Source organism: Kribbella sp. HUAS MG21 (assembly GCF_040254265.1).
In the GTDB taxonomy this organism is placed as follows: Bacteria; Actinomycetota; Actinomycetes; order Propionibacteriales; family Kribbellaceae; genus Kribbella.
This window is the reverse complement of record NZ_CP158165.1, coordinates 1,431,531-1,452,176: the sequence shown is the minus strand read 5'-3', so window position 1 is coordinate 1,452,176 and position 20,646 is coordinate 1,431,531. Positions and strand designations below refer to the sequence as shown.

Genomic DNA, 20,646 nt, shown 5'->3' with positions numbered 1-20,646 from the left:
AGAGCCGTGACTCTCCGTGGATGTAAACGGGTGTTGGCTCACGTTTCGGTAACGCTCAGCTCACCGACCGCTTGAACGATCGACTCCCGGGGGTCAGCTGGAGAAATCCTCCGGGGCGACGCTGTCGAGGAACTCGCGGAAGCGCTCCAGTTCGGCCTGCTCCTCCTCGGGGGTCGCGACGCCGGCCTCCCGCAGTACCTGTTCCGTACAGCGGATCGGCGTACCCAGCCGGACCGCGAGCGCCACCGAGTCGCTCGGTCTGGCCGACACCCGGGCGCCGTTGGCCAGCACCAGTTCGGCGTAGAACACGGCGTCGCGCAGCTCGACGATCTCGACTGCCTCGATGTGTACGTCGAACGCCTGCACCAGGTCGCGCATCAGGTCGTGGGTGAGTGGCCGCGACGGGCGCAGCCCCTGCTCCTCGTACGCGATCGCGGTCGCCTCGACCGAGCCGATCGAGATCGGCAGGTAGCGGTAGCCCTCGGTCTCCCGCAGCATCATCACCGGGGCCCGGTTGGGTGATTCCATCCGGATCCCGATCAGTGTCAGTTCTCGCATCATCGTCATGGTGCGCCCCGAACCTCTCCTCAGACCGGCACCCGGTGGGACGCCGGCTCCTCGGGTAGGAACATACCCGTCCCCTCCAGTGTCACCCGGTCACCGGGTCGGCTGTGCCTGGATCGTCACCGAGCCGTGTCGCGCGGTACTACGGCGCATCCTTACGGCGCACCGAAACGCTCGTGCACCAGGCGGCCGTCGGCCAGCCGGTGCGCGACCAGGAACGCGCCCGTCGAGAACTTCGCCGCCTTCAGCCCCAGCTCCCGCGCCAGCGCCGGCAGCACCGGGCGGTGCGAGCAGACGACCGTCACCTTGCCCGGCTTCCACAGCCGCTCCGCCAGCCCGCCCAGCGCCTCCGGGTCCGCGCTGTACCCCCGCTCGGAGATCTCCGGCCACAGGTGGATGTGGCGGTCGACCAGAGCGGCGTACGGCGTGAGTGTCGTCACACACCGCTCCGCGTCGCTGCTGATCAACCTGTTCGCCCCGAGTGCCGCCAGTACGCCGGTCAGCCGCTCCGCGACCGCCGTACCGTTGCTGCTCAGCGGACGCAGGGTGTCCTTACCGTCCCAGTCCTTGCGCTTCAGGGCCTCCGCGTGCCGGAGGACGACCACTGTGGCGACGACCGGCACCACGGCGTCCAGTGCGTCCAGGATGTCCACGTCGCGCGGGTAGCTGAGCTTGCCGCGGGCCTTCTCCACCGAGACCCAGCTGACCTGGTCGACCTCGTCGTTCGGCTCGAAGGCACTGTCACCCACTGGTACGGCGGACCAGTAGTGCACGAGCTTCTGCGCCGTGTTGCCGTTCTTGCGGACCTGGTAGCGCTGCACGCCCACCGACGGTCCGAAGACCACCTGTTCGCCGGTCTCCTCCTCGATCTCGCGGCGCGCACCGAGCAGCACGTGCTCGTTCGGGGCGAGCTTGCCTTTGGGGAGGGACCAGTCGTCGTACCGGGGGCGGTGTACCAGCAACACCTGCCTGGTGTCGCCACGTTCCCGCCAGACGACACCACCCGCGGCGAAAACCGTCGCCGGGTTGTTCATGTGTTCACCCTAGGACTTGGCTAACTCATTCCGTCGGACGCCCGGCGGCGTCCACGGGTCGCGATCAGGCGCGTCTGCAGATCGCGCAGCGGCTCCCCGTCCGAGCCGTTCAGCCGGGGTTGCCAGCTGTCGTCCTCCTGCAGCCACCAGGAGCCGGTGCGCTCGTCCATCGCGAGGTCGAACAGCTCGCTCAGCTCGGTCACGTGGTCCGGCTGCTTCAGCTGCACCAGCACCTCGACGCGGCGGTCCAGGTTGCGGTGCATGAGGTCGGCGGAGCCGATCCACACCTCCGGCTCGCCGCCGTTCTCGAACAGGAACACGCGGCTGTGCTCGAGGAAGCGGCCGAGGATGCTGCGGACCTGGATGTTCTCCGACAGACCCGGTACGCCGGGACGCAGCGTGCAGATGCCCCGGATCCACAGGTCCACCGGTACGCCGGCCTGCGACGCCCGGTACAGCGCGTCGCACAGGGCCTCGTCGACCAGGCTGTTCACCTTGAGCCGGATGCGCGCGGGGCGCCCGGCCAGGTGGTGCTGGACCTCCCGGTCGATCCGCTCGACCAGTCCCCGCCGTACGGACTGGGGAGCGACCAGGATCCGCCGGTAGCCGGCGCTGCGACCGAAACCGGACAGGTGGTTGAAGAGCAGTGCTACGTCCTCGGTGACCACCTTGTCGCTGGTGAGCAGCCCCAGGTCCTCGTAGAGCCGTGCTGTCTTCGGGTGGTAGTTGCCAGTCCCGATGTGCGCGTAGCGGCGCAGGCCGTCCGGCTCGTCGCGGACGACCATCGACAGCTTGCAGTGCGTCTTCAGGCCGATCACGCCGTACACGACGTGGCAGCCGGCGTGCTCGAGCTGCCGGGCCCACTTGATGTTCGCCTGCTCGTCGAAGCGGGCCTGGATCTCGACCAGCACCAGGACCTGCTTGCCGGCCTCGGCTGCGTCGATGAGGGCGTCGACGATGGGGGAGTCACCACTGGTCCGGTACAGCGTCTGCTTGATGGCCAGCACGTGCGGGTCCGCGGCCGCCTGCTCGATGAAGCGCTGCACGCTCGTCGAGAAGGAGTCGTACGGGTGGTGGACGAGTACGTCGCGCTGCTTGAGCGCGTGGAACATGTCCGCCGGGTTGGAGGTCTCCACCTCGGCCAGGTGCGGATGCGTGGACGGCACGAACGCGGGGTACTTCAGCTCGGCCCTGTCCAGGCCGGCGATCGTGAACAGGCCCCGCAGGTCCAGGGGGCCCGGGAGCTCGAACACCTCCGCCTCGGTGACGCCCAGCTCGGACAGCAGCAGCGCCTTCACCTGCGGGTCGATCGACTCCTCCACCTCGAGCCGGACCGGCGGGCCGAACCGGCGGCGCAGCAGCTCCTTCTCGAGGGCGGCCAGCAGGTTCTCCGCGTCGTCCTCCTCGACCTCGAGGTCCTCGTTGCGGGTCACCCGGAACGTGTGGTGCTGGATCACCTCCATGCCCGGGAACAGCTGGCCGAGGTGCGTGGCGATGACGTCCTCGAGCGGTACGAACCGGCCCTCGGCGACCTTCACGAACCGCGGCAGCAGCGGCGGCACCTTCACCCGGGCGAAGTGCTCGCCGCCGGTGTCCGGGTTCCGTACGACGACCGCGAGGTTCAGGCTCAGGCCGGAGATGTACGGGAACGGGTGCGACGGGTCGACCGCCAGCGGGGTCAGCACCGGGAACACGCGCTCCCGGAAGAACCGGGTCATGTCCTCGCGCTCGCCGTGCTCCAGCTCGTCCCAGCGCAGGATGTCGATGCCCTGCTCGGTCAGCGCCGGCTGCACCGACTTCCGCCAGGTCTCCGCGTGCCGGTCCATCAGCTCCCGGCTGCGCGCCAGGCTGCGGTCCAGGACCTCACGGGGGAGCAGGCCGCTGGCCGCCTTGACCGCGACCCCGGCCGCGATCCGGCGCTTCAGGCCGGCGATCCGGACCATGTAGAACTCGTCCAGGTTGCTGGCGAAGATCGCGAGGAACTTGGCCCGCTCGAGCAGCGGGATCCGGTCGTTCTCGGCGAGCTCCAGGACGCGCTGGTTGAACGCCAGCCAGCTCAGCTCCCGGTCCGAGAACCGCCCCGCCGGGAGGTCGCCGGCCGCACTGATGTCGTACGGCGGCTCAACGTCGTACTCCCGGTTGTGCGATGCCAGCAAGTCTCCAGCCACGCTGACCAGGATCCCATCCTTTCGTGAACATCGGGTAACCGTTCCGCGCGTTGTTGCTAGCGTCACTCCTTGTGAGCCCACGACTGGACGCGGTACTGCGTGACACGGTGACCGCCGCACAAGCGAACGCGTTGGTGCCGCTGTACAAACTGCCCGCTGCGGTCCGCCGCCGGCTGGCCGGTACCCCGATCCAGATCGACGGCAACACCCTCGATCCCGACGTACAACTCCTGCTGCGCATCGAGAACCTGTTGCCGAGAACAACCAAAACCGACCCGGTCGTCGCCCGGGCCCGCTTCCACAACATCTGCAAGCTCATCCCCGGGACGCCTCCCGAGGTACAGCGAGTAACCGACCTCACAGTCCGCGGCTCCGACGGCCAACTCGGCGCCCGGCTCTATATCCCGGCCGACGGGGTGCCTCGGGTGGGAGATGGTCTGCTGGTGTTCTTCCACGGCGGGGGCTGGGTGGTCGGCGACCTGGACACCCACGACGCGCTCTGCCGGGCGATCGCCGCCGACGCCGGCATCCGCGTCCTCTCCGTCGACTACCGCCGCGCCCCCGAGGCGCCCGCACCGACCGCCGCGGAGGACGCCATCGCCGCGTTCACCTGGGCCGTCGACCACGCGGAGGATCTGGGCGCGAACCCGGCCCTGGTAGCCGTAGGCGGCGACAGCGCAGGCGGCAACCTGGCCGCGGTAGTAGCCCAGCAAACCGTCCGCCGAGACCTACCCCGACCAGCCCTCCAGGTACTGCTCTACCCCGCCCTGGACCTGGTAGCTCGCCGCCCCAGCCGAGACCTCTTCTCCGAGGGCTTCATCCTCACCGAAGAAGACATCATCTGGTACCGCGACCACTACACCCCCGACCCCACCCTCCGCCCCGACCCCATCGTCTCCCCCCTCCGCTCCGAAGACCTCACCAACCTCCCACCCACGTACCTCTCCACCGCCGGCTTCGACCCCCTCCGAGACGAGGCCCTCGAATACGCCCAAGCCCTAACCCAGGCCGGCAACCCCCTGACTCACGCCCACCACCCCACCCTCCCCCACGGCCACGCCAACCTCCGAACCGTCCCCGGCAAAGTCCAAGAAGCCCACACCCACCTGACAAACCACCTCCGAACAGCCCTCCACTAGCGCCTGTGGATAACTCCCGCGGCGCCACGCCGTACCTCGATATCGTGGCGAGCAGTACACGGACAGTTCTGAAGGAGTGCTATGGACGTCGCACGCTTCAACTCGGCGTTCGCGGAGGCACGGCACCAGCGGGACAGCGATCCTGGCTTCGACCTGGCGGCGGCTCAGCAAGCACTGCGCGACCTGATCGCGGGGGAACCCGAAGGCGAGGACCGTGCCTGGGCCTTGCGGATGATCGACAAGCTTGCCGTCCCGCCGCCTCCACCGCGCGAATACAGTCCGCTGTACCACGAAGCCGGCGCGATCCACGCGGCCGCGTTGGCAGTTGGGGGCACGGATGAGGAGCGGGCGGATGCCCTCGCCGAGGCCAGGCACAAGATCTGGGCGATCGCCGACCGCGCCTCCCACGAGGAGGAGGCCGACATCCGGGCCATGACGAGGGCGCTGGATCACATCGAAACCATGCTGCGCGGTCGTTGGCCCGACAACTGATCCATGAGTCTCGACAGGCTCGTCGATCCGAACTCGCTCGTCTACAAGGAAGTCGCGCGCCTGTACGGGCTCGCGCGATCGCTGCGTCCCGTGACGCTCGATCGCTGGAACGGCGTGCTCGTCGCGACGAGCTCGGACACGCTGGGCGGCTTCGATCCGAAGTCGGGTGCGCTCAAGCTGTCCGGACATCGGGTGCTGCCGTACCTGACGGGCTCGTTGATGCCCGGCGAGCACCGCCAGCAGGCACAGGCGCTGGCGACTGTTCTGCACGAGGCGACGCACGGCGGGATGGTGATCGACGCACCGAGCGAGCCGAACGCTGTCCGGACCGAGCATTCGTACGGCTTGACCGAGGGTTTCGCCGAAGTCCGTACGTTCGTGGACTTCGACGCGTTCGCCGATCGGGCAGGGTACGACGGGCTGACGCTGGGCGACCCGCAATATCCAGGAGCGTTCGCGGCCACTCGCGATCTGATGGCTCATGTAACCGGACCGGCGTACTCGGGCAACGCCTTGATCGACGACGCTTGCCGTGGCCCCGGGGTCATGCACTTCGACCAGTTCGCCCACGCCGTCGTCGCCAACCACCTGACAGAGCTGACGCATCGCGACCACAGAACCCAGCACGCCGTACGACGCGAGCTCATCGAACCGATGCTGCACGCCCACTGGCCAACCCTGCCCGGAGCCTCCGCGGCCACAGGCCAGATCGTCGCCCGCGAGATCCGCTCAGACCTGGACGCGAAGATCGACGAACTCCGCCGTCACTACCGGCTACAAGTCCCGCACGTCGTAGACGGCTTCAACAGGGGATTCGATCAACGATCTGCCGCCCGACAGGACACCCTCGACGGCCTTCGGTTCTTGAGCTCCCAGGCTCCACCCACCGGCACCGTCAGCCGCCGGCCGCAGCTAGGCCACGGCGGACGCGACCACGCACAAGAGCTCCGCGGCAGACCAGCACACCTGCTACCGCGATCTAGGGAATGACAGGACGCTCGCCCGCGTCGCAAAAGACTGCCGTCGGTTCAGCGCCCAGGATCGACCAGTCTCACGTCGGTTTCATGGTGACCACCGGCGGCTTTGGCGTCGGACCTACCGACGTAGTTGTCTGCGCCTTCGCGGTCACCGAGACGCCGCACGTCACGGCCGCCAGGATCGTCAGCGGCGCGGTGCAAGCGACGACTCTGGACCTCATTGTGAAACCAGAGCCGTAGCAGCCATAGCCCACGAACCTTTTTGAGCTACGAGGGTGAATTCGCGCTTGTATTTCTGTACGGTGCTCGTCGCGGGTTTCGCCGAAGGCGAGTCCTTCGACGTGTATGCGCCGATTGTCACCGCCGCATACCCGCCGAGACGACCACCGTCTCCGCGGAAGAGGTCGGGCACGTCATCGACGCGTTCGAAGTAGTCCCCGCTCAGTCCCCCGTTCGCGGCGTTGACCTTCGCCACGTAATCCGCGAAGCCTTTGCACTGCTTGCAATTCGTCGCGGTGACGGACATCAGCGGCGCGATGTCGCCAGTCGTCGACGCGTAGTTCATGAGGTTCACGTAGTACCTCACGAAGGACTCTCCCGCAGACAGGCTGAGGCCGACGGCGGTGTTCGGTCGTTGAGGCGCGGTCGTCGGGCCTGCCGAGGCGGGCGGTGAGGCCGATCCGGGCGGTGAGGCCGACGCGCTTGTGCTCGCCGAGATGGATTTCCACGGTGGGGCTGTGTTGGGTTGGCCGGCCTCGGGGCTGCCGGGGCCGCAGGCGGTTAGGGATGCGGCGGTGGTTAGGCAGGCCAGGAGTGCGACGCCGGCCCGGTGGCGGTGTATCACGTCGGTCATCTTGTAATCGCCCAGATCGTCGAGATGGGTCTTTAGCAGGGAGCGCAGCTATTGACGCAGTTGATCGCGATTGCTGCCCGGCCGGGAACGCGACTGCTCTCCGGGCTATCGCAAATCCTTCGCTTCAGCGTCCGGGGTCCACGAGCACTGGCACGGCTTCACGGACCTGCAGCGGGGTCGCCGGTCCAGTGATGGACACGAGGCCGTCCACATTGCGCCAGCCCGCATCGCTGACGAAGAAGCGCGCAGTGTAGGTGACAGTCACTGTGAGGTTGACCGACGCCACCTTCATGTACTTGTGCGTTATTTCCTTCGACGGGTATGGCTTGCCTGGTGAGGTTGTTGTGACACTCGTCCCGTCACCGAAGCTCCAGATGAACTTCCGTGGTGTTGCCTCGACAAGCACCGGCCGGCCGAGAACGGTGACCCAATTGGCGGTCACGCCGTTGTCGTCGGTGTAGACGATGGTGTCGAGGTTGACCAACGTGCGTCCCCTCGGCTGCACCCTCACGGTCAAGGCAGGGAACATTACGTCCTTCGTCTCGCTGCGTACGTCTTCCCACGTGATTTCCCGGGGTACGGGCGTGGTCGGCCGAACCTCAGGAGTACGTCGACGTTGTTCCGGCTTGTCCGGCACAAAAGGCTGGCAGCGCGTAGGACCAGGAATGGTCCCGTCGTTCTGCAACCGTCCGCAGATGCCGATATTCAATCGAGTCTTTCGCGTCGGGTCGACGGCATTCGTGGTGTCATTGGTCAGCGGGAATGGTTGGGTGCGCGTGGGCGCTGACGTCGGCCGGGGCTTCTTGGTCGCAGGGCCGTTGACGTCCAGGCGGTTTCGCTTCCGCTCCTTTCCGCCGACCTGCACGCCGGAGGTGGTCGTCTTCGAATCGATGACCGGCGGATTGTTCGCTCGCGCGGAGCCGATCTGTGGAACGACGCCGGCGGACGCGGTGACCGGCGGAATCAGCAGCACGAACCCCGCCGCCAGCACGACGGCGATCATCGGTTGACGACGCCTCATCGCGCCTCGAACAGCATCTCGTACATGACCCAGTCCTGCCCCTTCGCCGACAGTGCGATGGTGTCGGTGTACTCGGCCGGCTTGCTGATGATCGGCGAAGACGTCGGCGAGTTCTTCGTCGTGAAGTTGCCGACGGCGATCACAGCCGAACCGCCGACACGTCCGGTCGATCCCCGATTCAGCTGGGTGATCTCCTTGATCCGCTCGCGGTAGTCGCCGCTGATTCCCCCGTTCGCGACATTGACTTTGGCGACATAGCTCGCGTAGTCGCTGCAACCCTCGCAACCGGTCTCGCTCGCGGCGAGGAGAGCTGCGGTGTCTCCGGTGGCGGCGGCATAGTTCTTGAGATCGATGTAGTACCGGTAGAACGCCTCGGCCGCCGCAAGAGTCAGGCCATGGGCTGCGGCCGGTCTCGCGGGCGGTCCTCCCGTGGAAGCGGGCGAGGAAGCCGGCGCGCCTGGAGTCGTTGCAGGTGAACTGGACGACGATGCCGACGGTGGGGCTGTGTTGGGTTGGCCGGCTTCGGGGCTGGCGGGGCCGCAGGCGGTTAGGGAGGCGGCGGTGGTTAGGCAGGCCAGGAGTGTGATGGTTGGCCTGTTGCGGTGTGTCACGGTTGTCAGCCCTCCGTAGTCGTCACGATCGTAACGGGCGGGGGTGGGAGGGCTCTATGTCAAAAGGTGCAGTTGTGGATGAGCCAGGAGCCGCCCGGCTGGGGGGTTAGAGGCTCGGACGGCTCCTGGTGATGGTGGGACGGGGGTGGGCGGGACTTATGACGCGGGGGGTGTTGTGATGCCGGTCACGGGGGCGTATTGGACGTCGAGGGCTGCGGTGGTGAAGCCCAGGGCTGTGTAGAGGGCTCTGGCTGCGGTGTTCGTGCCATCTACGTAGAGGACTACTTCGTCCAGATTGCGGGTTGTCTGGAGGTGGTGGAGGCCTTGGAGGGTTAGGGCCTTGCCCAGGCCTCGGCCCTGGTAGACGGGGGAGACGCCTACTACATAGACCTCCCCGACGCCCCCCTCCACCTTTGTCCAGTGGAAGCCGGCTACCGCGCCCGTCTCGGCGTCTACGGCCAAGAAGAAGCCCTGAGGGTCGAACCACGGTTGCTGCAGGCGTTCCGACAGGTCCGCCGCGGTCCAGCTGCCCTGTTCGGGGTGGTCGGCGAAGGCGGCGGCGTTGACCTCCAGCCAGGCCCTGTCGTCCTGGCCGGGGACGAACGTGCGTACGTCGATACCGTCCGGCCAGACGGGCTCCGGCAGGTCGCCTCTCGTACGGCGGAGGAAGTACAGCTCCCGCGATACCTCCAGGTTGAGGCGCCGCGCCAGCTCGTCCGCGCCCGGCAGGCGGCCGTGCGCCCAGACGCGCGTGCGGGATCCGCCGTGGTCGAGCAGCATGCGGAGCAGCGCCGTACCGTAGCCCTGGCGGCGGTGGTCGGGGGCAACGACCAGTTCGGCGGAACCGTCAGGGGAGAGGGCGCCGTAGCCGACGAGGTTGCGGGCGCTCTGCAGGCCGGTGACCTCGATCGTGCCGGGATCGCCTTCGTAGGCGAGGACGTGGACGTCGTCGGGGTGCTCGCCGTCGAGGTGCAGCAGGGTGCGTTCGGACAGCGGGTTGACGCCGTCGCTGTGCGCTGCGGCGCGGGCGAGTTCCGTGACGGCGGCGGCAGTGGCCGAGGGCAACGGTGAGGGAACGGCTTCGAGGGTCACCCGAATACCGTAAAAGGTCCGGCCGAGTTCTTGCTCAGGTCCTGGCGAGGGCGCGTCGCCGAGGGTAACTTTCGCGGAACCGCGAGGATTCGCGGCGACCGCGACCAGCGGTGACCGAGACGACGGAGAAGGACGAATGGCCATGACAGGACGAGACAAGGCGCGATCGGGGGGACGGCGGCTCGCCGGGCTGATCGCCGCCGGGACGGCCGTCGCGCTCGCCTTGGCCGCGGGGGGATCCCTGAGCCAGGCCGGCGCCGCGACCGACGCGACCCAGGCGACCCAGGCGAGCACCGTCCAGGCGGGCAAGCCGAAGCCGACGCACTCGCAGATCCAGGTGCTGGCGATCAACGACTTCCACGGCAACCTGGAGCCGGCCGGCGGTTCGGGCGGCAACGTCAACGGCATCCCGGCAGGCGGCGCGGTGTACCTCGCCACGCACCTGAAGGAGCTCCGCGCGGCCGCGAAGGCGAAGGGCCAGGACTCGGTGACGGTGGCCGCCGGTGACCTGATCGGCGCCTCGCCGCTGCTGTCGGCGGCGTTCCACGACGAGCCGACGATCGAGGCGCTGAACGGGATGGGACTCGAGGCCGCGTCGGTGGGCAACCACGAGTTCGACGAGGGCTGGCGCGAGCTGCTGCGGATGCAGAGCGGCGGCTGCCTGCCGGACGGCGACGGGCAGAACAACCAGAACTCCTGCCCCGACGAGGACCACCCCTTCGAGGGCGCCAAGTTCAAGTACCTGGCCGCCAACGTGTACTTCGAGAACACCCAGAAGACCCTGTTCGCGCCGTACACGATCAAGACCTTCGAGGACGGCCGGAAGGTCGGCTTCATCGGTATGACGCTGGAGGACACGCCGAACATCGTCACCAAGGCCGGCGTCGAGGGCCTGACCTTCACCGACGAGGTGGCGACGGCGAACGCGCTGGTCCCGGTGCTGAAGAGCAAGGGTGTGGAGTCGATCGTCGTGCTGCTGCACGAGGGCGGGTTCCCGGCGGACCGGACCGCGTACAACAGCTGCCCGGGGATCTCCGGCCCGGTCGTGGCCATCAACGCCGGCCTGGACCCGGAGATCGACGCGATCATCTCCGGCCACACCCACCAGGGCTACAACTGCTCGCTGCCGGACAAGGACAAGAAGCCGCGGCTCGTCACCAGCGCGTCGTCGTTCGGCCGGCTGGTCACCGAGGTCCGGCTGAGCGTCGACAACGCGACCGGTGACGTCGACCGGGTGAACACGCTGGCGAACAACCAGATCGTCACCCGCGACGTCACGCCCGACCGGCGGACGGCGAACCTGATCGCCAAGTACAAGGAGCTCGTCGCCCCGATCGAGAACAAGGTGATCGGCCACATCACCACGCCGTCGGTGGTGCGGACGCCGGACGACTCGCTGGAGTCGCCGCTGGGCAACCTGATCGCCGACGCGCAGCTGGCCGACCCGTCGGTGGTGACCGGCGGGAAGGTCCCGGTCGCCGCGTTCATGAACCCGGGCGGTATCCGTGAGCATCTGCTGTCGAACAGCGGTGCGGTCACCTTCGGGCACGCGTTCACTGTGCAGCCGTTCAACAACTTCCTGGTCTCGATGGACATGACCGGGACGCAGATCAAGGCGCTGCTGGAGCAGCAGTTCTCCGGCGTGAACGGTCCGGAGGCGGAGAAGTTCAAGGTGCTCCAGGTCGCGGGCATCACCTACACCTGGAACCCGGCCGCCCCGGCGGGCTCGAAGGTGGTGGCCGGCTCGATCAAGATCGGCGGCCAGCCGCTGGTGGAGGGTACGACGTACCGGATCGTCACGAACAACTTCCTGTCCGACGGCGGTGACGGCTTCCCGGCCTTCAGCACCGCGACGAACAAGTTCTTCGGCGGGCTGGACATCGACGCGTTCGCGAACTACCTGACCGCGCACGACCCGTACACCCCGGTCGCCACGGACCGGATCTCCGTCGGTTCCTGAACGCCTGACGCAGCGAGGAGCCGGTGCGCCGTCCACGGGCGCGCACCGGCTTTTCGTTCTCGCCGATGATGCTGGTACCTTGCGTACTCAGGCACTTACGGAAGGTGAGGTATGGCGCACGTTGCTCCGACCTCGCATCGGCGGGCCACCAGGGCCTCACATCGCGGGCATCGCAGCGCGGACGGGCCGGTGCAGATCACCAGTTGGCTCGGTCTGGCGCTCGCGTTCCTGGTGGGATGGGTACTCACGGCTCAGTCGCACGTCGGCGTGCACGCCGCCGGGGTCACGCTGCTGGTGATGCTGGTGCCGGTCACGATCGGTGTGTTCGTGGCGGGTTTCCGGCAGGGCGTCGGCTCCTGGAAGGCGGCGCTCGTCACGGCGGCCGCGCTCGCCTTCACCCTGCTGAAGTTCTTCCTGTAGGGCGAAGCGGCTCAGGACTTCACGTCGGCGGTCTCGCGCGCGCTCGGCGCCGGCGGGACGACGAAGCGGTACCCGACGTTGCGGACGGTGCCGATCAGCGCCTCGTGCTCGGGCCCGAGCTTGGCGCGCAGCCGCCGTACGTGCACGTCGACCGTCCGCGTACCGCCGAAGTAGTCGTAGCCCCAGACCTCCTGGAGCAGCTGCTCCCGCGTGAACACCCGCCCCGGGTGCTGCGCGAGGAACTTGAACAGCTCGAACTCCTTGTACGTCAGGTCGAGCGCGCGGCCGTTCAGCTTCGCGGTGTACGACGCCTCGTCGATCACCACGTCGCCGCTGCGGATCAGCGTGGACTCGGGCTCCTCGTTGCGGGTCGCGGCGAGGCGGCCGATGACGAGCCGCAGCCGGGCCTCGATCTCGGCCGGGCCGGCGGTGTCGAGCAGTACGTCGTCCGCGCCCCAGTCGGCGTTGACGGCGGTCAGACCGCCCTCGGTGACGACCAGGATCAGCGGTACGTCGATGCCGGTGGTGCGGATCAGCCGGGAGGCGCTGCGGACGGCGACCAGGTCGCGGCGGGCGTCGAGCAGTACGGCGTCGGCGTCCGGGGCGTCGACCAGCGCGGCGACCTCGGCCGGCAGGATGCGGATCTGGTGCGGGAGCAGGGCGAGCGACGGCAGCACCTCGGTGGAGGCCTGCAGAGCGTTCGTCAGCAGAAGCAACGTGCTCACGCCGTCTCCTTGTGCTGATCAGCGGATCCTGCGCGAGCGATCCGGTCCGCGTGTGCCAGGCCCCGACGGCGTCGTTGCCGGAGGTCTGGGCCACACTGGGTCCAACAGCAAGCTGACATAATACCGGAAGACCCCGGGACCGAGTGAGGCGCCGATCAGATGCCGGAAGTGACCATCAGGTACTTCGCTGCCGCGCGCTCAGCCGCGGGCGAGTCGTCGGCGACCGCCGAGGCGGGGTCGATCGGTGACCTGGTCAGCAAGGTCTCCAGCGACCGGCCGGAGCTCGCGCGGGTGCTGTCGATCTGCACGTTCCTCCTGGACGGTGAGCGCGCCGACCCGAGCACGCCGCTTACCCAGGGCGCCCTGGTGGACGCCCTGCCTCCCTTCGCGGGTGGCTGAGCTGCCCTAGGGCAGAACTCTTCACCAGGTAGATTCTGCGCCGTGGCGATGGAGTCGGGGACGCTACTCACTACGGTGGGGCGGGCGGGGGTCCTGTTCGGGAAGGCCTGGCCGCGCCTGCTCGCGGTCTTCCTGGTGGCGCAGCTGGTGCACCGTGGCCTGCAGTGGGTGGCAGTGCAAGCGGGGGCCAAGGCAGAGGCGGCCGGTATCGCCGTGCTGGCCATGCTGGTGATGGTCTCGCTCGCGATGTACGTCGGCATGTTCCTGGTACTCCGCGGCGAACTGCCGTTCCACCGGCGCGCGGTCGCCGAGGGAGCGCTGGCCCCGGACGGCATGGGCCCCGGCAACGAGCACCGGCCGCTGGACGCGATCGCGGCCGCGCTCCTCCCGTTCCTGGCGTTTTACGCGGCGTACAAGTTCCTCCAGAACGAGGCGCTCGACTACGAGTACAAGCTGGCCGCCCACCAGGCCAACGAGACGGTGGCCACGGTCCTGAACGGCGGTACGGTGCCGCAGCAGTCCGAGGGCCTGCAGTCGCTGTCGACCTGGTTGTTCATCGGCCTCGGCGTCACGGCGTACCTGCTCCGCTTCGCGTTCAAGAAGTGGAAGAAGGAGGAGGAAGGGCCGGTCCGCAAGCTCTTCGTCACGTACCTCGAGGCGCTGTGGATCTTCGTGGTCGCGTACCAGGCCACGTCCGTCATCCCGCCGCCGATGACCTGGCTGAAGGAACGCCAGGCCTGGCAGTGGCTGCAGGACGGCTACGCCTGGGTGCTCGACCACCTGCTCGGCGTCAACCAGGTCCGCGAGGTGTGGGACACGGTCACCGGCTTCGTCACGGCCGGTATCGCCGACCTCTGGGACGCCGCCGTCCTCCCGCTGATGTGGATCACGATGACCGCGGTCATCTACGGCCGCGTCGTCCGCAAACCCGACAAGGCCCGCTGGCGCTTCGACCGGCTCACCCGCCGCTGGGAGCAGACGCCGCGGCTCGTCCGCGTCGCCGGGAACTCGGTGGTCGCCGACTGGAAGGACCGCTGGACCCCGGTCGTGCAGGCGTTCCGGCTGGTCGTCCGCTCCGGGCTGCGGCCGATGCTCGGCTACTTCCTGGCCTGGGCGGTCGTCACGTTCGCCGCGAGCGCGGTGTGGATGGTCCTCAAGCTGTGGGTCCTCGGACCGCACACGCTGCAGTTCTGGCTGGTCGTCGACGAGCCGCTGGACCTGGTCACCAACGGCCTGAAGATCATGCTCCAGGTCAGTCTGCTCGCGGCGGCGTACGACCGGATGATCGGCGGCCTGGCCGGTTACCTCACGCCGCGGACGCGCGCGGTCCACGAGCAGCCGGCCGGCGACCACGGTGTCACCGACCTGAGTGCGGCTACCTCGGGAATGCCAAATACTGAGGCAACTTCGTAGCCCACGTGATCGTCGGCTGCACGCTCCCGGCGACCGACGACGGTACGACGAACACCGCCACCGTCTCGAACGGCTTCCCGGCCACCGGCCTCAGGTGGTACTGCGCCTCGGCGCCGCGCCAGCTTGCCGGCTTGTCATCGGTACCGCCGGTGCACCCGGTCGGCCGGTCCTGGAAGGCGCCCGCGGCCGAGGTCTCGTCCCAGATCCGGCCGTCCGGCGCGCGCAGGTGCATCCGGCACCCGCCGAGCCCTTCGAGCGCGGACAGGTCGTCGACCTGCAGCCGGTAGTACACCCGGATCCGCGTGGTCCCGTCCGGCAGCGGGTCCTGCCCGCCGCGCGCCGACGCCTGCGGATTCTCCTCGACGCTGGCCGCGAACCAGGTCGCTCCGTTGTACGACGTACCGCCCGCGGCCACGGTCACCGGATCGCGGGGCTCGGCGTCGTACCAGGACTTGTAGTCGCTGCGGGTGGTCCACCAGCCGGCCAGCGGGATCGCCACCACGAGGGTCGCGAGAGCGGCCGTGTTCTTCCGGAACCAGCCGCGACGGGCCCGGCGCGCGCCACTCATGTGTCGCTCGCGGCGGTCAGGCTGACGACGTCCTGGACGTTCAGCGGGTCGGACCCGAGCGGCACCGTGATCTGGGGCTCGAGTTCGTTCATGGCCGACTTCTCCATCACCTGCAGCACGGCCCCGGGGACCTGCTCGGCCGGCATCTCGACGACGAACGATCCGCGGACCGGGATGCCGGGCGCGAACTCGGTTCCGGTCAGGTCGACCCGGTCGAGCCCGCTGCGGTTGGACCCGAGGTAGGTGACGCCGTCGGCGGCCTTGATCCGGACGTTGAAGATGTGGATCGGCTCCCGGTTGGCGGTCACGGTCGCGTCGACGACCACGAAGGCGGTCAGCGAGTCGCGGTCGGGCGCCGCGCGCGGGATCCGGAGTTTCTTGCCGGCGCGGACCTCGTCGACGGTGAGGTCGAACCGCGGCGTGTGCACCGCGCGGCCGATGGCGCCCTTCACCGGGGTCGGATCCTGGATGTCCTGCTGCGTCGGGGTGAGCCGGTAGAGGCCGACGATCGCGACCAGGACGGCGAGCGTGAGGCCGACGTTCAGCAGCTTGCGTGCCCTCACTTGGTGTTGTCCTTCACCTTGACCGTGCTGTCCGCGACGATCTTGTCCGGCAGCCACTTCTCGTGGTGGTCCAGGATCGAGTCGGCGATGTACTCGTAGCCCTGTACGGTCAGCTTGACCTCGGTCGGGAGCTGCCCGGCCTTCGGCAGTTTCCACACGTACGCGACGTCCTCGGCCGCGTCCGGGGTCAGCACCGGGTTCATCGTCGCGTCCCGCAGATTGGTGGTGCCGAGCGGCGCGTCTGTGTCCTTCACGCCGGGGACGCCGACCAGCCGGATCAGGTCCGACGCCGGCACGGTCCCGGTGTCGTCGGTGACCTTCAGCTTGGTCACGACCGCGATCAGCGCACCGCCGTCGTCCGGCGTGAACAGCGGCTTCAGGTCCTTCACGGTGACGACCCGCTGGATCGTCACCTCGAACCGGCCCGCGTCGATCGCGGTACCGGCCGCCACCTGCGGCGTCTCGTCACCGGCCTTCTCCAGCCCGCCGAAGACCGCCGATATCGCCAGCAGTACGGCGCCCGCGCTCAGCGCCCACGTCCGGACCGTGCGGCCGCGCACCTTGAGGTCCTGGAACTCCGGAAGTTCCTCCGGCTCCTTCGACCCCCCGCTCCCCGTTTCCTGCACGCGCGCAAGCGTACCGAGCCGAGGGGGCTCAGCCGACCGGGCTCAGTCGTACGGCCGCCCGCGCAGGCGCTTGGTCTCGCCGCGGCGCTTCTTGTCGTCGAGCCGGCGCCGTACCGACGCCTTGCTCGGTTTGGTCGGCCGCCGTTTGCGGGGCGGCGGGGCGATCGCCTCGCGGATCAGCACCGCCAGCCGCTCCCGCGCGGCCTCCCGGTTGCGCCACTGCGACTTGTACTCCGACGCGGCGATCGTCACCACTCCGTCGACCAGCCGCGACTGGAGCCGCTCGAGCGCCCGCGTCTTCAGTACGTCGCTCAACGCCGACGTCGCGGCCACGTCGAAGCTGAGCTCGACCCGGCTGTCCGTGGTGTTCACCGACTGCCCGCCCGGCCCGCTCGACCGCGAGAACCGCCACGCGAGCTCGGCCTCGGGAATCACCACCCCGGGCCGTACGGTCACTCCGCTCTCCACAGGACCATTAGACCGGAGCACAATCACCAGATGGATGCCTGTGTCTTCTGCGGCCTCATCTCCGCCGACTCGGCCCGCTGGATCGCCAAAGAGGACACCGCGGTCGCGTTCCTCCCGCTGCCGGGCGAGGAGATCGCCCCGGGGCACACCCTGGTCGTTCCGCGCCGCCACACGTCCGCGGGTCTGCTGGACGCGCAGCCGGACGATCTGAGCCGCGTGGTCGACCTGGCGCAGCGCATCGCGCAGAAGATGGTGGCCAAGCTCGGCGCGACTGGCGTCTGCCTGCTGAGCGCCAGCGGGCCGGACTCCGGTCGCAGCGTCGACCACCTGCACCTGCACGTGGTGCCGCGGTACCCGGAGGACGGCGACGACTGCCTGCCCTGGCCGACCGGCCGCTCCCGGCACCGGCTCGGCGCCGATCCGCAGGTGCTTCTCAGCACGTGAAACGGTCGGTTGAAGCGTGATCGACGCGTCGTACCGTGGATAGCTGTGAGCCTGGGACTGTGGGTACTCGTCGGCGCGGTGGCCGCCGGTGTGCTGCTCAGTGCGCTCAAGGCCTGGGTCGATGGGCGGTTTCGCGGGAAGAGCGAGGACGACGTGGAGTGGGTGACGGCCGCGGAGTTGGGCGGGGAGCTGGGCGAGCGGGCGACGCTGCTGCAGTTCTCGTCGGCGTTCTGTGCGCCCTGCCGCGCGACGCGGCGGACGCTGGCCGAGGTGGAGAGCATGGTCGACGGCGTGCGGCACGTCGAGCTGGACGCGGAGTCGCACCTGGAGCTGGTCCGGCGGCTGGACATCCTGCGGACGCCGACGACGCTGGTGCTGGACGGCACCGGTGCGGTGGTGAAACGGGCCAGCGGAGCGCCCCGGAAGCCGGACGTGATCGCGGCGCTGGCCGTCGCCATCGACCGGCAGCCGAGCTGACAGCGTCCGGTACTTGCCACCGGATGGCCAACGGCCCTGGGCGTAGGCAAGACTCTCCCGGTGAGCTCTCAAGCAGCAGGTTGGTACGACGACCCCGAGGACCCGTCGCAGCAGCGGTACTGGGACGGCAGTGCCTGGACGGATCAGCGTCGCCCGCAGCAGGGCCCGCCGCCGTTCCAGGGGCAGTTCGGCCAGCCGCGGCCGGCTGACGTCCCGAGGTACGGACAAGCCGCGCAGCACGGCCAGGTGTACGGCGCGACGCAGCCGGGCCAACCGCAGTACGGCCAGAACCAGCCGCAGTACGGCCAGAGCCAGCCGCAGTACGGGCAGCAGGCACCGCCGCAGTACGGGCAGCGCATCCACCCCGAGCCGCCGCAGTACGGACAGCGCGTCCCCGGCTACGCACCTCCCCAGCAGCAGGGCGGCTACCAGCCGCACCCTCAGGGCTTCGGGTACGCCGGCCAGCGGGCGAAGGCCTCACCGGACGGCAGGCCGCTCTCCGGCTGGTGGCGCCGGGTGTTCGCGAAGATCATCGACGGCCTGATCGTCTGGATCATCGGACTGCCGCTGACCGGCTACTTCTACTACCAGTACTCGCAGTCGGTGGTGGACTACTTCGTCGACACCATGCGCGCCGCGGAGGCCGGGACGCCGGCGTCGACCGCCACGCTGCCGCCCGAGGTCTACAAGTGGATGATCCCGGCCGCCCTGATCGGTTTCGCGGTGTCGTTCGCGTACGAGTACCTCTTCCTCACGAAGAAGGGCGCGACGCTGGGCAAGATGGCGGTCGGCATCCGCGTCCACTACGTCCCGCCGGTCCTGACGCCCGGCACCGAGATCCCCGCGACGCCGCCCGGGGCCGCGGTGGCCAAGCGCTACGGCCTGCAGATCCTGTTCAGCCTCGCCGGGCTGATCCCGTACCTGGGCACGCTGGCCAGCTTCGGCGCGCTGCTCGACTACCTGTGGCCGCTGTGGGACGACAAGAACCAGGCGCTGCACGACAAGGTCGCCTCGACGTACGTGATCCGCGCCTGATTGTCCGCACTGTGATCAGTTGTCTCACGTAATGGGACCTGGGTGAGCAGGCCTGCCCAGGTTCCGTACTCTCGATCCGTGGTTTACACGACATGGCTGACGAAGCGCAGGGCAGTGGACAACTGCCGGGTGCGCTCGTCGCTGTGTCGTCGCCGCTGACCAGGCGGCGTCCCGAGCGCTGCGGAACCGGTCGCTGAGCACGGTTCCGCGTACGTCGCCTCCCGCATACCCGGGCGGGGTCCGGCTCGACATCCTCCTTCACCGGGAGTCGTCATGTCCGAACAACAGACGGCAGCCAAGGTCGATCCGCGGGGTCTCCGGTTCGCGGCCGGTGTCACCACGGTCGTCCTGGCGCTGACGCTCGTCCTGAACAACCCCTGGCCGCTCGCGGTGCAGGCCGCGGTGTTCGCGATCTCGGTCGCGTTCGGCGTGGGCGCGTCGCCGTACGGGCTGCTGTTCAAGCGGCTGGTCCGGCCCCGGCTGGGCGCGCCGAAGGAGCTGGAGGACGCGGTGCCGCCGCGGTTCGCCCAGCTGGTCGGCCTGGTCTTCGCGGTCGCCGGTCTGATCGGGTACCTGACCGGCGCCACCGTGCTCGGAGTGGTCGCCACCGGATTCGCCCTGGTGGCCGCGTTCGTGAACGCGGCCGTCGGGCTCTGCCTCGGCTGCGAGGCCTATCTGCTGATCCACCGCATTCGTACGCCATCCATGTCACTCACACAGCTACCAACTGAGAAGAGGCAGCACACATGAGCAGGGAATCCGCGCTCGTCTCGGCCGACTGGGTCGAGGAGCACAAGAACGACGACGGCGTTGTCCTGATCGAGGTCGACGAAGACGTCTCGGCGTACGACGCCGGCCACATCGCCGGCGCGATCAAGCTGGACTGGAAGGACGACCTGCAGGACCCGGTCCGCCGGGACTTCGTCAACAAGGAGCAGTTCGAGGCGCTGCTGTCCGAGCGCGGCGTCAAGAACGACGACACGGTCGTGCTGTACGGCGGCAACAACAACTGGTTCGCGGCGTACGCGTACTGGTACTTCAAGCTCTACGGCCACGGCGACGTCCGGCTGCTCGACGGCGGCCGCAAGCGCTGGGAGCTGGACAGCCGCGAGCTGACCGACGAGGTCGTGAAGCGCGACACCACCGAGTACAAGGCCAAGGACCCGGACCTGACCATCCGCGCGTTCCGCGACGAGGTCAACGAGGCCATCGGCGTGAAGAACCTGGTCGACGTCCGGAGCCCCGACGAGTACGCCGGCCGGCTGCTCGCCCCGGCGCACCTCCCGCAGGAGCAGGCGCAGCGCGCGGGCCACATCCCGACCGCGGCGAACATCCCGTGGAGCAAGGCGGCCAACGACGACGGCACGTTCCGCGCCGACGACGAGCTGAAGCAGCTGTACGCCGACGCCGGCGTCGACTTCGGCAAGGACACCATCGCGTACTGCCGGATCGGCGAGCGCTCGGCGCACACCTGGTTCGTGCTGCACGAGATCCTCGGCCAGCAGAACGTGAAGAACTACGACGGATCCTGGACCGAGTGGGGCTCGCTGGTCGGCGTACCCGTTGCCCTCGGCGACGAGCCCGGAAAGGCCTGACA

At 68.7% G+C, this 20,646-nt stretch carries 24 protein-coding genes; 12 read left to right on the top strand and 12 right to left on the bottom strand.

Annotated features, from left to right (window positions below; translation table 11 throughout):
* Positions 1-93: 93 nt before the first annotated feature.
* From ABN611_RS07040 to ABN611_RS07030, 3 genes are all read right to left on the bottom strand, one after another.
* Complete coding sequence (locus ABN611_RS07040; protein ID WP_350278972.1) at positions 94-558, bottom strand: bifunctional nuclease family protein; 465 nt, start codon at positions 556-558, stop codon at positions 94-96.
* Between the two features lie 161 nt (positions 559-719).
* Positions 720-1,598 carry an NUDIX domain-containing protein gene (locus ABN611_RS07035; protein WP_350278971.1) on the bottom strand — a complete coding sequence of 293 codons (879 nt, stop codon included), beginning with the start codon at positions 1,596-1,598 and terminating at the stop codon, positions 720-722.
* Positions 1,599-1,618: 20 nt separating this feature from the next.
* Positions 1,619-3,778 (bottom strand): RNA degradosome polyphosphate kinase, encoded by a 2,160-nt coding sequence (locus ABN611_RS07030; protein WP_350281606.1) that lies wholly within the window; start codon positions 3,776-3,778, stop codon positions 1,619-1,621.
* A 59-nt stretch (positions 3,779-3,837) separates the two neighbouring features.
* On the opposite strand from ABN611_RS07030, the gene ABN611_RS07025 reads away from it, so the two are divergent.
* The 3 genes from ABN611_RS07025 to ABN611_RS07015 all read left to right on the top strand — a co-directional run bounded on the left by ABN611_RS07025 (position 3,838) and on the right by ABN611_RS07015 (position 6,387).
* Positions 3,838-4,905, top strand: a complete 1,068-nt coding sequence (locus ABN611_RS07025; RefSeq protein WP_350278970.1) for an alpha/beta hydrolase — start codon at positions 3,838-3,840, stop codon at positions 4,903-4,905.
* A gap of 81 nt (positions 4,906-4,986) precedes the next feature.
* Entirely contained in the window at positions 4,987-5,397 is a 411-nt protein-coding gene (locus ABN611_RS07020; protein ID WP_350278969.1) for a hypothetical protein, read from the top strand.
* A gap of 3 nt (positions 5,398-5,400) precedes the next feature.
* On the top strand, positions 5,401-6,387 hold the full coding sequence (locus tag ABN611_RS07015; RefSeq protein ID WP_350278968.1) for a hypothetical protein: 987 nt from the start codon (positions 5,401-5,403) through the stop codon (positions 6,385-6,387).
* Positions 6,388-6,591: 204 nt separating this feature from the next.
* On the opposite strand, the gene ABN611_RS07010 is transcribed toward ABN611_RS07015, so the two are convergent.
* The 4 genes from ABN611_RS07010 to mshD all read right to left on the bottom strand — a co-directional run bounded on the left by ABN611_RS07010 (position 6,592) and on the right by mshD (position 9,951).
* Positions 6,592-7,227, bottom strand: coding sequence for a DUF6318 family protein (locus ABN611_RS07010; RefSeq protein ID WP_350278967.1), 636 nt, complete (start codon positions 7,225-7,227; stop codon positions 6,592-6,594).
* A 124-nt stretch (positions 7,228-7,351) separates the two neighbouring features.
* Entirely contained in the window at positions 7,352-8,230 is an 879-nt protein-coding gene (locus ABN611_RS07005) for a hypothetical protein (RefSeq protein WP_350278966.1), read from the bottom strand.
* Between the two features lie 14 nt (positions 8,231-8,244).
* Positions 8,245-8,859: a DUF6318 family protein gene (locus tag ABN611_RS07000; RefSeq protein ID WP_350278965.1), complete on the bottom strand. Its 615-nt coding sequence runs from the start codon at positions 8,857-8,859 to the stop codon at positions 8,245-8,247.
* Positions 8,860-9,015: 156 nt separating this feature from the next.
* On the bottom strand, positions 9,016-9,951 hold the full coding sequence (gene mshD / locus ABN611_RS06995) for a mycothiol synthase (protein ID WP_350278964.1): 936 nt from the start codon (positions 9,949-9,951) through the stop codon (positions 9,016-9,018).
* A gap of 142 nt (positions 9,952-10,093) precedes the next feature.
* Between mshD and ABN611_RS06990 the strand changes: the two genes are divergently transcribed.
* Positions 10,094-11,911: a bifunctional metallophosphatase/5'-nucleotidase gene (locus ABN611_RS06990; RefSeq protein ID WP_350278963.1), complete on the top strand. Its 1,818-nt coding sequence runs from the start codon at positions 10,094-10,096 to the stop codon at positions 11,909-11,911.
* Between the two features lie 111 nt (positions 11,912-12,022).
* On the top strand, positions 12,023-12,331 hold the full coding sequence (locus ABN611_RS06985) for a hypothetical protein (protein WP_350278962.1): 309 nt from the start codon (positions 12,023-12,025) through the stop codon (positions 12,329-12,331).
* Between the two features lie 11 nt (positions 12,332-12,342).
* Here the strand turns inward: ABN611_RS06985 and ABN611_RS06980 are convergent, their stop codons facing one another.
* Positions 12,343-13,056 carry a response regulator transcription factor gene (locus ABN611_RS06980; RefSeq protein WP_350278961.1) on the bottom strand — a complete coding sequence of 238 codons (714 nt, stop codon included), beginning with the start codon at positions 13,054-13,056 and terminating at the stop codon, positions 12,343-12,345.
* A gap of 159 nt (positions 13,057-13,215) precedes the next feature.
* Here ABN611_RS06980 and ABN611_RS06975 point away from each other — a divergent pair, with 159 nt between their 5' ends.
* Both ABN611_RS06975 and ABN611_RS06970 read left to right on the top strand, forming a co-directional pair.
* Positions 13,216-13,455, top strand: a complete 240-nt coding sequence (locus ABN611_RS06975; protein WP_350278960.1) for a MoaD/ThiS family protein — start codon at positions 13,216-13,218, stop codon at positions 13,453-13,455.
* A 48-nt stretch (positions 13,456-13,503) separates the two neighbouring features.
* Positions 13,504-14,868: a hypothetical protein gene (locus ABN611_RS06970; RefSeq protein ID WP_350281605.1), complete on the top strand. Its 1,365-nt coding sequence runs from the start codon at positions 13,504-13,506 to the stop codon at positions 14,866-14,868.
* Here ABN611_RS06970 and ABN611_RS06965 read toward each other — a convergent pair.
* Genes ABN611_RS06965 through arfB form a run of 4 tightly spaced genes read right to left on the bottom strand, consistent with a single transcriptional unit; the run spans position 14,831 to position 17,081 of the window.
* The gene (locus ABN611_RS06965) at positions 14,831-15,436 is read right to left on the bottom strand and encodes a hypothetical protein (RefSeq protein ID WP_350278959.1); all 606 of its coding nucleotides are present in this window, start codon (positions 15,434-15,436) and stop codon (positions 14,831-14,833) included. The two genes, ABN611_RS06970 and ABN611_RS06965, sit on opposite strands and share 38 nt — an antisense overlap.
* Positions 15,433-15,999 (bottom strand): hypothetical protein, encoded by a 567-nt coding sequence (locus tag ABN611_RS06960; protein ID WP_350278958.1) that lies wholly within the window; start codon positions 15,997-15,999, stop codon positions 15,433-15,435. Before ABN611_RS06960 ends, ABN611_RS06965 begins: the two co-directional genes overlap by 4 nt.
* On the bottom strand, positions 15,996-16,625 hold the full coding sequence (locus tag ABN611_RS06955; protein WP_350278957.1) for a hypothetical protein: 630 nt from the start codon (positions 16,623-16,625) through the stop codon (positions 15,996-15,998). Before ABN611_RS06955 ends, ABN611_RS06960 begins: the two co-directional genes overlap by 4 nt.
* Positions 16,626-16,667: 42 nt before the next feature.
* Positions 16,668-17,081 carry an alternative ribosome rescue aminoacyl-tRNA hydrolase ArfB gene (gene arfB / locus ABN611_RS06950; protein ID WP_350278956.1) on the bottom strand — a complete coding sequence of 138 codons (414 nt, stop codon included), beginning with the start codon at positions 17,079-17,081 and terminating at the stop codon, positions 16,668-16,670.
* Between the two features lie 42 nt (positions 17,082-17,123).
* Here arfB and ABN611_RS06945 point away from each other — a divergent pair, with 42 nt between their 5' ends.
* From ABN611_RS06945 to ABN611_RS06925, 5 genes are all read left to right on the top strand, one after another.
* Positions 17,124-17,537, top strand: a complete 414-nt coding sequence (locus ABN611_RS06945; protein ID WP_350278955.1) for an HIT domain-containing protein — start codon at positions 17,124-17,126, stop codon at positions 17,535-17,537.
* Between the two features lie 45 nt (positions 17,538-17,582).
* The gene (locus ABN611_RS06940; RefSeq protein ID WP_350278954.1) at positions 17,583-18,014 is read left to right on the top strand and encodes a thioredoxin family protein; all 432 of its coding nucleotides are present in this window, start codon (positions 17,583-17,585) and stop codon (positions 18,012-18,014) included.
* 60 nt (positions 18,015-18,074) lie between these two features.
* On the top strand, positions 18,075-19,049 hold the full coding sequence (locus ABN611_RS06935) for an RDD family protein (protein WP_350278953.1): 975 nt from the start codon (positions 18,075-18,077) through the stop codon (positions 19,047-19,049).
* A gap of 273 nt (positions 19,050-19,322) precedes the next feature.
* On the top strand, positions 19,323-19,799 hold the full coding sequence (locus ABN611_RS06930; protein ID WP_350278952.1) for a DUF4395 domain-containing protein: 477 nt from the start codon (positions 19,323-19,325) through the stop codon (positions 19,797-19,799).
* Positions 19,796-20,644 carry a sulfurtransferase gene (locus tag ABN611_RS06925; protein ID WP_350278951.1) on the top strand — a complete coding sequence of 283 codons (849 nt, stop codon included), beginning with the start codon at positions 19,796-19,798 and terminating at the stop codon, positions 20,642-20,644. The genes ABN611_RS06930 and ABN611_RS06925 overlap by 4 nt, the downstream gene beginning before the upstream one ends.
* The last annotated feature ends 2 nt before the right edge of the window (positions 20,645-20,646 follow it).